At 73.8% G+C, this 12,574-nt stretch carries 14 protein-coding genes; 10 read left to right on the forward strand and 4 right to left on the reverse strand.

The annotated features are described in order from the left end of the window. Positions 1–16: 16 nt before the first annotated feature. Positions 17–403, forward strand: a complete 387-nt coding sequence (locus tag AMK19_RS27440) for a hypothetical protein (RefSeq protein ID WP_073816298.1) — start codon at positions 17–19, stop codon at positions 401–403. A 7-nt stretch (positions 404–410) separates the two neighbouring features. On the opposite strand, the gene AMK19_RS27445 is transcribed toward AMK19_RS27440, so the two are convergent. After that, complete coding sequence (locus tag AMK19_RS27445) at positions 411–1,049, reverse strand: TetR/AcrR family transcriptional regulator (RefSeq protein ID WP_073816300.1); 639 nt, start codon at positions 1,047–1,049, stop codon at positions 411–413. A 132-nt stretch (positions 1,050–1,181) separates the two neighbouring features. Here AMK19_RS27445 and AMK19_RS37620 point away from each other — a divergent pair, with 132 nt between their 5' ends. Genes AMK19_RS37620 through AMK19_RS27465 form a run of 4 tightly spaced genes read left to right on the forward strand, consistent with a single transcriptional unit; the run spans position 1,182 to position 5,381 of the window. After that, on the forward strand, positions 1,182–2,519 hold the full coding sequence (locus tag AMK19_RS37620) for a flavin-containing monooxygenase (protein WP_073816302.1): 1,338 nt from the start codon (positions 1,182–1,184) through the stop codon (positions 2,517–2,519). Beyond that, positions 2,516–3,361 carry an SDR family NAD(P)-dependent oxidoreductase gene (locus AMK19_RS37625; protein ID WP_073816303.1) on the forward strand — a complete coding sequence of 282 codons (846 nt, stop codon included), beginning with the start codon at positions 2,516–2,518 and terminating at the stop codon, positions 3,359–3,361. Before AMK19_RS37620 ends, AMK19_RS37625 begins: the two co-directional genes overlap by 4 nt. Beyond that, positions 3,358–4,680 carry an MFS transporter gene (locus AMK19_RS27460; RefSeq protein WP_073816305.1) on the forward strand — a complete coding sequence of 441 codons (1,323 nt, stop codon included), beginning with the start codon at positions 3,358–3,360 and terminating at the stop codon, positions 4,678–4,680. Before AMK19_RS37625 ends, AMK19_RS27460 begins: the two co-directional genes overlap by 4 nt. Continuing rightward, on the forward strand, positions 4,677–5,381 hold the full coding sequence (locus AMK19_RS27465; RefSeq protein ID WP_073816307.1) for a TSUP family transporter: 705 nt from the start codon (positions 4,677–4,679) through the stop codon (positions 5,379–5,381). The genes AMK19_RS27460 and AMK19_RS27465 overlap by 4 nt, the downstream gene beginning before the upstream one ends. A 64-nt stretch (positions 5,382–5,445) precedes the next feature. Here AMK19_RS27465 and ligA read toward each other — a convergent pair whose 3' ends face one another. After that, positions 5,446–7,503: an NAD-dependent DNA ligase LigA gene (gene ligA / locus AMK19_RS27470; protein ID WP_073816309.1), complete on the reverse strand. Its 2,058-nt coding sequence runs from the start codon at positions 7,501–7,503 to the stop codon at positions 5,446–5,448. Positions 7,504–7,622: 119 nt separating this feature from the next. Between ligA and AMK19_RS27475 the strand changes: the two genes are divergently transcribed. Beyond that, a complete protein-coding gene (locus AMK19_RS27475) occupies positions 7,623–7,967 on the forward strand; it encodes a hypothetical protein (protein WP_073816310.1) in 345 nt (114 codons plus the stop codon). A gap of 127 nt (positions 7,968–8,094) precedes the next feature. Beyond that, on the forward strand, positions 8,095–8,376 hold the full coding sequence (locus AMK19_RS27480) for a hypothetical protein (protein WP_073816312.1): 282 nt from the start codon (positions 8,095–8,097) through the stop codon (positions 8,374–8,376). A 94-nt stretch (positions 8,377–8,470) separates the two neighbouring features. Here the strand turns inward: AMK19_RS27480 and AMK19_RS27485 are convergent, their stop codons facing one another. Together AMK19_RS27485 and AMK19_RS27490 are read right to left on the reverse strand one after the other, a co-directional pair. Then, positions 8,471–9,247, reverse strand: a complete 777-nt coding sequence (locus tag AMK19_RS27485) for a hypothetical protein (RefSeq protein WP_073816314.1) — start codon at positions 9,245–9,247, stop codon at positions 8,471–8,473. A gap of 153 nt (positions 9,248–9,400) precedes the next feature. Then, positions 9,401–9,949, reverse strand: coding sequence for an EF-hand domain-containing protein (locus tag AMK19_RS27490; protein ID WP_073816316.1), 549 nt, complete (start codon positions 9,947–9,949; stop codon positions 9,401–9,403). Positions 9,950–10,223: 274 nt separating this feature from the next. On the opposite strand from AMK19_RS27490, the gene AMK19_RS34620 reads away from it, so the two are divergent. The 3 genes from AMK19_RS34620 (at position 10,224) to AMK19_RS27505 (ending at position 12,527) form a co-directional block, all read left to right on the forward strand. Further along, the gene (locus AMK19_RS34620; RefSeq protein WP_083647409.1) at positions 10,224–10,799 is read left to right on the forward strand and encodes an aegerolysin family protein; all 576 of its coding nucleotides are present in this window, start codon (positions 10,224–10,226) and stop codon (positions 10,797–10,799) included. A gap of 129 nt (positions 10,800–10,928) precedes the next feature. Next, complete coding sequence (locus tag AMK19_RS27500; RefSeq protein WP_073816318.1) at positions 10,929–11,597, forward strand: peptidylprolyl isomerase; 669 nt, start codon at positions 10,929–10,931, stop codon at positions 11,595–11,597. Between the two features lie 174 nt (positions 11,598–11,771). Further along, positions 11,772–12,527 carry an ABC transporter ATP-binding protein gene (locus AMK19_RS27505; protein ID WP_073816320.1) on the forward strand — a complete coding sequence of 252 codons (756 nt, stop codon included), beginning with the start codon at positions 11,772–11,774 and terminating at the stop codon, positions 12,525–12,527. The last annotated feature ends 47 nt before the right edge of the window (positions 12,528–12,574 follow it).

Below are 12,574 nucleotides of genomic sequence, written 5' to 3' on the forward strand. Positions count from 1 at the left end.
AGGGAGGGGAACCCGCATGGCGAGGAACATGACGATCGGGATCGTGGCCGACGGCGCCTTCAAGGTGCTGCTGGCGGCGGTGTACGGACTCGGCGCGGTGCCGGTCGGCCGCCAACTCGGCGTCGCACCATGGCTGATGATCGCCAGTGCGGTGGCGCTGCTGATCTGCGGCGAGGTCGAGATCCGGTACGTGCGGCGGCGGTCGGCCCGCACCTGCACCCGGCTGATGGTCGGCTACGACGCCGGATGGGCGCTGACCGCCGCCGTCGGGCTGCTGCTGGCCCGCAGTGGCAGCAGCGCGGGCGGCGAGGTGTGGATCGGCTACCAGCTGCTCGCGGCGCCGGTGTTCGCGGCCGTGCTGGCCCGGGGGCGGGAGGTGGGCCCGGCCGGGCAGGAAAACTGACGAACCGTCAGGAGTGCTGGTCCAGCACGCCGTTGACGACGGTGTGCAGGTGGCGGCGGAAGCGGTCCAGCATCGGAATGTCGAGCGGGCCCAGGCGGCGGCCGTCCGCGTCGATGACACCGGCCTGGCCGAAGGAGTGGGACGTCCAGACGATGGTGAACACCAGCATCTCGACGTCCACCCCGGCGCCCAGGCCCGCCCGGGCCAGCACCTCGCGGACGGCGGCGGCGACCTCGGCCACCAGCGGGCCGGCGAACTCCGTCTCGATGTCGGCCAGGTCGGAGCCCTCGGCCAGCCAGCGGCGCATCCACAGCGCCGGCACCGCGGGGTTGCTCAGACAGAACGACAGATAGGCGTCCACGAAGGCGAGCAGCGCCGCCCGGGTCTCCTCCGCCGAGGGCCCGCAGGCGTGCAGCCGGCGCACCGCGTCGGTCACCACCTCGCGCTGCGCCAGGTGCGCGCGGCGCATCACCTCGCGGTACAACTCCGGCTTGGCGCCCACGTGGTAGGCCACGGTGGCGATGTTCAGCCCGACCGCGTCGCCGATCGCCCTGGTGCTCGTCGCGTCGTAGCCGCGCTCCGCGAACAGGCGGGTGGCCGTCGCCACGATGCGCTCGCGAGGACTGTCGTCGGACCGGGTGCTCATGGGTCGAGGCTACCGGACGTGTCGTGCCTGTTTCAATCACATGACGGAGACAGAAAACCCAGGTCACCGAGCATTGCCCATTCCTCCATCATTCGATTGAATGAGCGCCTTCCACGGAGAGGAGGGCCCGGCATGGGCTCCACGAAGGTGGCGGTGATCGGCGCCGGCGCGGCCGGGCTCGCCACGGCCAAGGCGCTGCTCGACCACGACCTCGACGTCACCGTGCTGGAACGCGGCGACCGGGTCGGCGGCCTGTGGGCGGGCGACGACAGCGCCGGGACGTCACCGGCGTACGACAGCCTGCACCTGAACACCAGCAAGGGCCGCACCCAGTTCGCCGACCACCCGATGCCCGAACAGTGGCCCGACTACCCCTCGGCCGCCAAGGTGGCCGGCTACCTCACCGACTACGCCCACCGGTTCGGCGTCACCGAACGGATCCGGTTCGGCGCCGACGTCACCGCCGTCCGCCGCACCCACACCCACTGGGAGGTCGAAACCGCCGCCGGCGCCGAGCAGTTCGACGCCGTGGTGGTCGCCAACGGCCACAACCGCGAACCGAAATGGCCCAGCCCCGGCTACCCCGGAACCTTCGACGGCGCCCAGCTGCACGCCCACGACCACCGCAGCGCCGACGCCTACCGGGACAAGCGGGTGCTGGTCGTCGGCATGGGCAACTCCGCGATGGACATCGCCGTCGACGCCTCGCACGTCGCCCACGGGCCGGTGCTGCTCTCCGCCCGGCACGGCAGCCACATCGTGCCCAAGTACCTGTTCGGCCGCCCCTCCGACGCCACCGGCGGCGCCCTCGCCGTGCTGCCCTGGCGGATCCGACAGAGCGTCGCCCAGCGCGTGCTGCGCCTGGCCGTCGGCACCCCCGAGAAGTACGGCCTGCCGAAGCCCGCCGGCGGGCTGTTCCAGAACCACCCCACCATCAGCGACACCATCCTGCACCGCCTCACCCACGGCGAGGTCGAGGCCCGCCCCGGCATCGAACGGCTCGACGGCCGGCGGGTGCAGTTCACCGACGGCACCGCCGACCGCGTCGACGTGATCGTCTGGGCCACCGGCTACCACGTCACCGTCCCGTTCCTGGACGCCCGCTGGGTCGGCGACGACCCACAGGAACTGCCGCTCTACCAAAGGGTGTTCCACCTCGACGACCCCACCCTGAGCTTCGTCGGCCTGATGCAGTCCACCGGCGCCGCGCTGCCCGTCGTCGAGGCCCAGGGCAAGCTGGTCGCCGCCCACCTGGCCGGCCGCTACGCGCTGCCCACCCCCGAACAGCAGCGCGCGCAGGTGCGCCGGGCGCACACCGCCGCCGTCCGCCGCTGGGGCGACAAGCGGCCGATGATGCGGATCGACTTCGACCAGTACACCGCCGCCGTGCCGCGCGAACTGCGGGCCGGCGCCCGCCGCGCCGCCCGCCGCGTCGCCCGCGCCAACCCCACCACGAAGGCAGCGATATGACGATCCGACTCTTCGATCGACGTCAGGACCCGCGCGGCCGCCGCATCCTGATCACCGGCGCCTCCGGCACCATCGGCCGCTCCCTCGGCGAACGCCTCACCCGGGCCGGCGCCCACGTCGTCGGCCTCGACCTGCACCCCACCGGCGACGAACCCTTCACCGTCCTGCCGTGCGACATCACCGACGACACCGGCACCGCCACCGCCGTCGCCGAAGCCCTTGACACCCTCGGCGGCCTCGACGTCCTGGTCAACAACGCCGGCATCGGCGGCCCCGCACCCGCCGAGTACGCCCCCGGCGACGAAGTCCGCCGCCAGCTGGAGATCAACCTGCTCGGCACCTGGCGCACCACCGCCGCCTGCGTCGACGCCCTGGTCGCCGCCCGCGGCCGGGTCGTCATGGTCACCTCCCGAATGGCCGTCATGCAGCTCCCGCTCGCCGCCGCCTACGGCGCCTCCAAGCGCGCCATGGTCGCCTACGCCGACGCGCTGCGCCTCGAACTCGGCACCCACGTCACCGTCTCCTGCGTCTACCCGTCCGCCGTGCGCAGCCCCATCCACGACTCCACCAGGGCCGCCGGCCTCTCGCTCGACGGCATGAGCGTCTACGAGCCGCTCGACGGCGTCGTCGACACCGTGGAACGCGCCGCGCTCGCCGTCCGGGCCCGCCGCGACCTGCCCACCACCCGCAAAGGCGCCGTCGAGTTCTTCCTCGCCCGGCACCTGCCCGCGCTCACCGACCGGATCGTCCGGAACACCCTCGCCAAGCGCGCCGCCGCCGGCTCCTTCGACGACGCCCCGCTCGCCGCCGGCGTCGCCGCCCGCCACCGGAGCACCCGGTGACCGGCCCCCGGGCCGGCCGCCGCACGCTCACCCTGTACGCCAGCGGCTCGGTCGGCATGGGCGTGTGGGTCACCGTGCCCGGACTGCTGCTGCTCTACTTCCTCACCGACGTGCTCGGCGTCCCCGCCGCGCTGGCCGGCCTCGCCCTGCTGCTGCCCAAGATCGTCGACATCGTGGTCCACCCGCTGCTCGGCTCCCGCTCCGACCGGCAGGCCCGCGCCCACGGCCACCGCCGGGGGATGATGCGCACCGGACTGCTGCTCGGCCTCGCGATGGCCGCCATGTTCACCGTCCCCGCCCAACTCACCGGCGCACCGGCCGCGTTGTGGGTCGGCGGCTGGCTGGTCGTCGGCAACCTGCTGTTCGCCGCGTTCCAGGTGCCCTACCTCACCACCCCGTCCGACCTGCTCGTCGGTTACCACGAACGCACCCGGGTCTTCATGTTCCGGATGGCGCTGCTGACCATCGGCCTGCTCGGCGCGGGCGTCGCCGCACCCGCCCTCGCCGCCGGCGGCGGACGCGGCGACTACACCCGGATGGCGCTGCTGCTGGCCGTCGCGACGACCGCCTCCGCCGCCGTCGCGCTGCGCGGCGTGCGCCGCCTCACCGACGCCTGCGGCTTCCGCCCGCCCGACCCGCAGGCCGGACACTCCACCCTCGCCGACCTGCGGATCGCCCGCCAGGACCGCAACTTCCGCACCCTGGTGGCCTCCTACCTGTTCACCGGCACCACCACCCACCTGTTCCTGGCCGCGCTGCCCTACGTCACCCAGTACCTGTTCCACAACGCCAAGCTGACGGCGCTGTTCATGGGCCTGTTCCTCGGCCCCGCGATGTTCGCCGGACCCGCCTGGACGGCCTGGTCGCGCCGGATCGGCAAACAGCGCGGACTGCTGATCTCCCAGGCCGTGTTCGCCGCCGGCTCGCTCGCCCTGCTGCCCGGCGCGAAGGCCGCAGGCACCGCGGGCGTCGCGCTCACCGCCGTCGTCGTGATGGCCATGGGCCTCGCCTTCTCCGGCCTGCAACTGTTCGCGTTCTCCATGCTGTCCGACGCCGTCAACGCCGCCGGCTCCTCCAAGGCCGGCGCCTACACCGGCGTGTGGACCGCCACCGAGGCCACCGGCACCGCCGTCGGCCCCTACCTGTACTCCGCCGTCCTCGCCCTCGGCGGCTTCGCCTCCAGCACCGGCGGCCACCCCGCCGCGCAGAGCGCCACCGCCCTGGACGCGCTGCTGCTCGGCTTCACCGCCCTGCCCGCCGCGCTGATGGCCGTCGCCCTGTGGTTCCAGCGCCGATGCACCTTGGACCGCACCCCGTGACCGGACCCGACGCCCTCGCCGTGGCGGCCGTCGCGCTCGGCGCGTTCGCGCAGGCCGCCACCGGCATGGGCTTCTCGCTGATCGCCGCACCCGCGCTGATCGCCGCCGTCGGCCCGCACCGCGGCGTCCCCACCGTGCTGCTGCTCGCCCTGCTCGCCTCGCTGCTGCCACTGTCCCGGGACTGGCGGCACACCCGCCCCCGGGACACCGGCCGCCTGCTGCTGCCCACCCTGATCGGCACCCCCGTCGCCGCCGCGCTGCTCACCGCCGTCGACACCCGGCTGCTCGCCGTCGCCGCCGGCCTCGGCGTGCTGGCCGGCGTCGCCCTGCTCGCCCGCGGACTGCGCTCCGCGTTCCTGCGCCGCCCCGCCGGGGCCTGGATCAGCGGCCTCGCCAGCGCCGGACTGAACGTCGTCGGAGGCGTCGGCGGCCCCCCGATCGGCCTGTACGCCGCCAACGCCGGCTGGCCCGCGCGCGAAGCACGGGCCACCCTGCACGCCTTCTTCCTGGTGCAGAACGCGGCCACCGCCGTCGTGCTCGGCATCGTCCTGCCGTCCTGGCCCGCGGTGGCCGCGCTCGCCGTCGGCGCGGCCACCGGCATGGCGCTCTCCCCGCGCCTGTCGCCCACCGCCACCCGCACCGGCGTGCTCGCCGTCTCCTGCGCCGGCGCGCTCGCCCTGATCGGCACCGCGCTGACCTGACGTCGGCGCGGCCCGCGCCGACCCGACGTCAGCCCTGCGGCGGCAGGTGCTGGGCGAGCCGACGTCAGCCCTGCGTCGGCAGGTGCTCGGCGAGCAGGACCGCGAATTCGTCCGGGGAGACGATCCGGACGCCCAGCTCCTCCGCCTTCGCCCGCTTCGAACCGGCCTTCTCGCCCGCCACCAGCAGCGTCGTCCGCTTCGACACCGAGGACGAGGCCTTGCCGCCGGCCCGCTCGACCAACTCGTTCATCCCGTTGCGGGACAGCGCCGCCAGCGGACCCGTCATGGCGCCCGTCACCACCACCGCCTCGCCCGCCAGCGGACCCCCCTCGCCCGGCAGCGGACCCCCCTCGGCGGTGTCCGCGGCCGGCGACGGAGCCTGCGGCTCGGTGACGGCCGTGCCCACGCCCTGCTGCTCCAGCCGGTCCAACAGGTCGGCCAGCTCGGCGAGTTCGGTCACCAGCAGGCGGGCCTTCTCCGGGCCGATGCCGTCCACCGCCGCCAGCGTCTCCGCGTCCGCCGCACGGATCGCCGCCATCGAACCGAAGTGCGCCGCGATCCGGCGCGACATGCTGCGGCCGGTGCCCCGGATGCCCAGCGCGCAGAACGCCCGGTGCAGCGGCTGCGAGCGCGCCGCGCCGATCGCCGCCAGCAGGTTGTCCGTGGACGTCTCGCCCATCCGCTCCAGCGCCAGCAGCTGATCCCGCGTCAACGTGAACACGTCCGCCAGATCCGCCACCAGGCCCGCCTCCACCAGCTGCACCGCACGGGTCGAACCCAGACCCTCGATGTCCAACTGGTCGCGGCCCGCCGCGTAGATGATCGACGCCACCGCCTGGCAGTTGCGGCCCCGCGAGCACCGCCACCGCTGCTCGCTCGTGTCGATCGCCTCCCCACAGCGCGGACACGCCTCCGGGAAGACGATCGGCCGCTCCGCGCCGGTGCGCTGCTCCACCAGCGGCGCCTCCACCCGCGGAATGACGTCCCCCGCGCGGTGCACGAACACCCGGTCGCCCAGCATCAGCCCGCGCCGCCCGATGTCCGCCGGGTTGTGCAGCGTCGCGTACGTCACCGTCACGCCGTCGATCACCACCGGCTCCAGCACCGCCCGCGGCGCGATGATGCCGGTACGGCCCACGTTCCACTCGACGTCCAGCAGCGTCGTCACCTTGTGCTCGGCCGCCAGCTTGCGCGCCACCGCCCAGCGCGGCGCCCGCGAACCGTTGCCCGCCTCGCGCCGGTCCGCCGCCTCGTCCGCCTTGACCACCACGCCGTCGATGCCGAACGGCAGCGCCGCCCGCAGCGCCGCGATCTGCGCCACCCGCTCCTGCACCTGCTCGACCGTCACGCAGCGCACCGGCGCCGCGTCCGTGCTCGCCGCGGTGTTCGCCCCCAGCTCCGCCAGCCGGGCCAGCAGCGCGCTGTGCGCCAACTCCTCCTCGGCGGCGCCGACCGCGCCGTACGCGAAGAACGTCAACTCCACCCGGTACGGCCGGTCCTTGGCGCGCAGGGTGCCCGCCGCGCCGTTGCGCGGATTGGCGAACGGGAGCGCGCCGTGCGCCGTGCGGACCTCGTTGGCGCGGTCGAACTGCTCGCGGGTGAACAGCACTTCGCCGCGCAGCTCGATGTCCACCGGCTCGCTCAGCACGGCCGGCAGGCCCAGCACGTCGCCCGCCGCGTGGCTGATCTCCTCGCCCGCCAGACCGTCGCCCCGGGTGATCAGCCGGTGCAGCCGGCCCGCCCGATAACGGGCCGCGACGGCCAGCCCGTCGAGCTTCGGCTCCACGCACCAGGCCGCCACCGGACGGCCCAGCCGGCGCTCCAAGGAGGCCGCCCAGTCGGCGAGTTCGTCCTCCGAGAAGACGTTGTCCAGCGACAGCATCGGCACGCTGTGCGGCACATCGCCCTGCACCGCGCCACCCGCCACCTTGCCCGTCGGCGACTGCTCCAGCACCTCGCCGGGATGCGCCTGCTCGTACCCGGCTATCGCCCGCAGCAGGGCGTCGTACTCGTCGTCGCCCAGCGATGTGGACCCGTCGCGGTAGTAGGCGGCCGCGGCCTCGACGGCGGCGGCGACGGCAGCGGCGTAGTCGCCGCCGGAGAGCAGAGCGGTGTCGTTCATGCCTCCATCGTCCCGGCTCGCACTGACATTCGGGCGCTGGCATTCGGGCGCTGGCATTCGGGCCCCGGCGCTGCTGCGGCCCTTCCGCGCGGCAGCTGACATTCCCTAAGGTGACGGCCATGACCAACACGGGGAACGACACGACCGACGTGCACATCAGCCTGATCGGCGGCACCCGCCTCGAAGGCGCGGAGATCCACAGCCGCACTCTGACCGCCTCCCTGGTCGGCGGCGCCGACATCGACCTGACCGATGTGGAGATCCCCGACGGCGCCGAACTGCGCATCACCAAGCTCAGCCTGGTCGGCGGCCTCCACCTGCGGGTCCGCCCCGAGGTCCGGGTCAAGGTGACCGGCATCCGCCTCGGCGGCGTCAGCGACGACGGCCCGAGCGTCGCCGGCGGCCCGACCGTGCACGTCGCGGCCTGGGGCCTGGTCGGCGGGGTGCGGGTCAGCCGCGACTGACCGGCCGCCGCGCGGTCGCCGGTTCGGGGGACCGCGGACCGGCCACCCGGTGCGGGCAGCGCGACGCGGGGACGCATGGCCCGGAAGGGCGCCTACCCGTTGCGCGCCCTCGGAAGGGAGAACAACCATGCGTCGTCGGATCGCCGCGGTCGGAATGCTGACCGCCGCCGGAATGCTCGCGCTCGCCGTGCCCGCACAGGCGGCCACCGGACTGCTGCTGGTGAACGGAGTGGTCAAGCACAATCCGGCGAAGGGGTGCTACCCGACCGGGTCGCCCGTGCTCATCGAGAACCTCACGGACTCGAGGGTCGACGTGTACTCGCAGGCGAACTGCCAGGGGACGGTGACGCGGGAGGTGGCGCCCGGGATGACGGCGGCGACGGTCGGGTTCAGCTACTTCGTCAACTGACCTCGGCGCGGAGCGCGCCCTGCGGATCGGTGACGGTCCGCAGGGCGCCTTTCGTCTGCGGGGGCGCGGGGCGCGGGGGCGCGGGCTCCCGGTGTCAGAGGCGGTCGGACGCCCCCTGGGCGCGGAGTTCGGCCGGGCGGCCCGGGGGGCGGTGCCAGGCCAGGTCGAGGCCGGCCGCGCGCAGGGCGACGCCGAGAGCGTGGCGCATGGCGTTCTGGACGGCGGTGCGGGTGCCCGGCTGCTCGCCGCGGTGCCCGGGGAGCCGGGGTGACGGGTTCCAGTCGAGCCCGGCCGGGCCGACCGGATCGCAGGCGGCGAGGGTGATGCCCGCGCCGCCCGGGCGGGACGCGATCGGCAGGCCCGCCAGGGCCGCGCTGCGGCGGACGGCCGTCACGATGTCCGCGCGGATGCCGGGGGCCACCGGCGGTGTGGCGTCCAACTCCGGTGGCGTTGAGGCTGATTGGGAGGAAGCGGAGGCGGAGGCGGTCGGTCGGGCGGTCGCGCCGCGGACGGTGATCCGTCCCGGGGCGTCGGAGCCCGTCGCATCGTCCGAGCCCGTCGCGTCCTCGGAGCGTGCGGCGTCGAGGCCCAGGGCGGGCAGCAGTTCGGCGAGCGCGTTCTCGACCGCGTCGGCGACCAGCCGACGGGAGGTCGTTGCCACGGCGCGCCCGCCGTCCGCCGTCGCCGCGTCCTCCAGCCGGGGCGAGGCCAGCCAGCGCAGTGCGATCGCCCCGCCGTCCGGCAGCAGGTGGACGCCCGGGCCGTGGCCGCCGTGCGCGACCGGCAGGCCGGCCAGCAGCAGGGCCTCCGTGACCCGGTCCGTCAGCTCCGACGTCGTCAACTCCCCGCCCACAGCGGCGACCGTCTCCACCTCGACCCCTCCTCCGCGGGCGCGGACCGCCCGCGCCGCCCGCGGAGAGGGTATCCATGGACATGCAAAATTCAACAGTGCCCGGGCAGGGTTCGCGGACGTGCCATAACGTGCCAAGACGTGCCACGACGCGTCGGGACCGGTCGGGACGCGTCAGCGCGGTGGCTCCGGGAGCGGGCCGCAGAGCAGGTTGCCCGGGTCGGCGGGGTTGTCGCTGATCCAGAACTGCGCCCACAGCAGGGCGAATTCGGAACGGCCGAGGTACCCGTCGCCGTCCCGGTCGAGCTGCTCGAAGACCACGCCGGTGTCGACGGACTGCCCGTGCCAGGTGTCGACCAGGCGGCGGTGCTCGGCGCGGGAGATCCGGCCGTCGTCGTTCTCGTCGACCGCGTCGAAGACCGCGTCGGAGGTGGCGTTGACGTAGTCGAGCATCGCGGGCAGCCGGTCGACCATGGCGAGGATCTCGGCCATGTCGACCCTGCCGTCGCCGTTGCGGTCGGTCGCGGAGGACAGATGCTCCCACCAGCCGAGCGTCACCTCGGTGATCCGCGCCGCCAGTTCCGGATCGTCGGCCACCCGGGGCAGGCGGTGCCAGCGATCGGCGAGATCCTGGAAATCGTCCTGGTCCAGGTAGCCGTTCCGGTCGGTGTCGAACGCGTGGAACATGCTGGTGAGCTTGGTGCGCTGGAACTCGCTGGCCAACGGAAGCCGTCCTCTCTCTGGGGGGATGCACTGCGTGATCCTTTTCCCAACGGCCGGATTCTGCACCGGCGCACCGTGGCACGAGGACCGGGCCGGCCCGCTCCGGGGGCGCACGGCCGGGGCCACGCGCGGGCACCCCTTCGGGGCGGGCCCCGGAGACGGGGGCGGGCCGATGAACGCCGCCGTCATCACCCGTTGAATGCAGGTTTATCGCCGCGTCGCAGAGTAGGGACACGGCCGTCGGACCGACCGGCGACCACTCCGGGGGAGAACCATGGGAACCAGCATCCGCATCGGCGCCGCCGTGACGGCCGCCGCCGCCGCGCTCGCGCTCGCACTGACCGGCACCGCCTCCGCCGCGACGGCCGAGACCGCCGCCAAGTCGCCCACCGCCGAGGCGCACACGGCCGAGGCGTACACCGCCAAGTCGCCCGCCGCCGAGGCGTACACGGCCGTCCCGGTCGCGCCGGCCGCCACAACTGCCGCCCGCAGCACGGCCGTCAAGCTGAACAACTGGACCGGCTGCACCCTGACCCGCGAGAACTGGTCGCTTTCGCACGGCATTTGGACCACCCAGCCGCCGGTGCGCATCTACGACCAGCAGCAGGGCCGCTGGGCCTCCGAGTCGAACGGCTTCGCCACCGGCACCGAGGGCATCGCCCGGTTCTTCGCCGAGAACTGCGCCAACCCCGTGCTGAACGGCCGGATCGTCCAGGTGCACTGGAACAACCCGTACGTGGGCTCCAACAGCTACGACTCGACCGGCACCGACCTGATGTTCTACGTCCCGCAGCCGGCCGGCGGCGGCGGCAACAACGCCACCGCCGAGTTCTCGGCCTGGGGACGCTGACGGCAGCCGCAAGGGAGCGGCAAGGGTGGGACTGTTGCGGTCCGGGGTGTGGGTGGGGCCGCAGTGGGCAAGTATGGCAGGTCCACGATCAACGACGATCATGACCAACTCCGTTGGGGAGGCCGCCAGATGAAGCGCAAGTCCTGGGCGCTGCTCACCGCCCTGTCCACCCTGCCGCTCGCGCTGTCCACCACCGCGGTGGCCGCCGAACCGCCGGCCGCCGCACCCTCCGCCGGCACCGGGTGCGTGTACTCGCCCGCGGTACCGGCGGACAACTTCAAGGGCATACCGGTCTTCGACGCGAAGAAGGCGGCCAAGCCCTACAGCGCCACCCTGCGCACCACCCAGGGCGCGATCACCTTCCAGGCGCTGACCGACAAGGCCCCCTGCACCACCTTCTCGTTCCGCTTCCTCGCCGAACGCGGCTACTACGACCGCACCCACTGCCACCGCCTCACCACCCAGCGCCTGTACGTCCTGCAGTGCGGCGACCCGACCGGCACCGGCAGCGGCGGCCCCGGCTACTCCTTCCCCGACGAGAACCTCGAAGGGGCGACCTACCCCGCGGGCACCGTCGCGATGGCCAACGCCGGCCCGAACACCAACGGCAGCCAGTTCTTCATCGTCTGGAAGGACACCAAGCTGCTGCCGAACTACACCCCGTTCGGCCGGATCACCGGCGGGATGGACGTCCTGCAGAAGATCGCCGCCGGCGGCGAGGACGACCAGAACGCGCCCGGCGACGGCTACCCGACGCTGCCGGTCGACTTCCGCAAGGTCACCATCTCCACCCACTGACCGGCAGTCGGCGACCCCGCCACCGGACACGTCCTACGGCGGCACCGTCCGGCCACCGCGCCGCACGCACCCCCGGCCCGCCGCCCGCGCGGGCCGGGGGTGCGGTTTTCCGAACCCCGAGGACGGGTGCTGGCACGGGCGAAACCTCAGGTGACGGCGGCGCAGGATGAAGACATGAACAGCATCACGAGTACCGAAGCGGAGTACGCCGCCCGGGCGGAAGGGCTGCACCGCAGCTACCGGCGCGGCGGCAGCGACATTCCCGTGCTGCGCGGGGTGACGGTGGAGTTCCGGCGGGGGACGTTCACCGCCGTGATGGGACCGTCCGGATCCGGCAAGACCACCCTGCTGCACTGCCTGGCCGGCATGGACCGCCCCGACCGGGGCCAGGTCTGGTGGGGACCCGCCGCCGTCCACGCCCTCCCCGAACGGCGGCTGGCCCGGCTGCGCCGGGAGCACGTCGGCTTCGTCTTCCAGGCGTTCAACCTGATGCCCGGCATGACGGCCGCCCAGAACGTCGAACTCCCCGGCCGGATGGCCGGCCGCCGCCCCGCCCGCACCACCGTCCGCGACGCCCTCGCCCGCGTCGGCCTGGCCGGCCGTGAACGCCAACGCCCCGCCCAACTCTCCGGCGGCCAACAGCAACGCGTCGCCATCGCCCGCGCCCTGGTCTCCCGCCCCCGCATCCTGTTCGCCGACGAGCCCACCGGCGCCCTCGACCGCACCACCGGCACCCAGATCCTCCACCTGCTCCGCGACACCGTCGACCACCACGGCACCACCTGCGTCATGGTCACCCACGACCCCGCGGCCGCCGCACACGCCGACCGCGTGCTCCTCCTCACCGACGGCCGGCTGGTCGCCGAACTCCACCACCCCACCTCCCATGGAGTCGCCGAAGCCCTCGCAGGACTGGGCGGTGAGGCGTGATGAGTGCGGAGCGACTTCGGCGTCAACTGCGCGGTGGACAACAGGAC

It is taken from the genome of Kitasatospora sp. CB01950 (genome assembly GCF_001905465.1).
In the GTDB taxonomy this organism is placed as follows: domain Bacteria; phylum Actinomycetota; class Actinomycetes; order Streptomycetales; family Streptomycetaceae; genus Kitasatospora.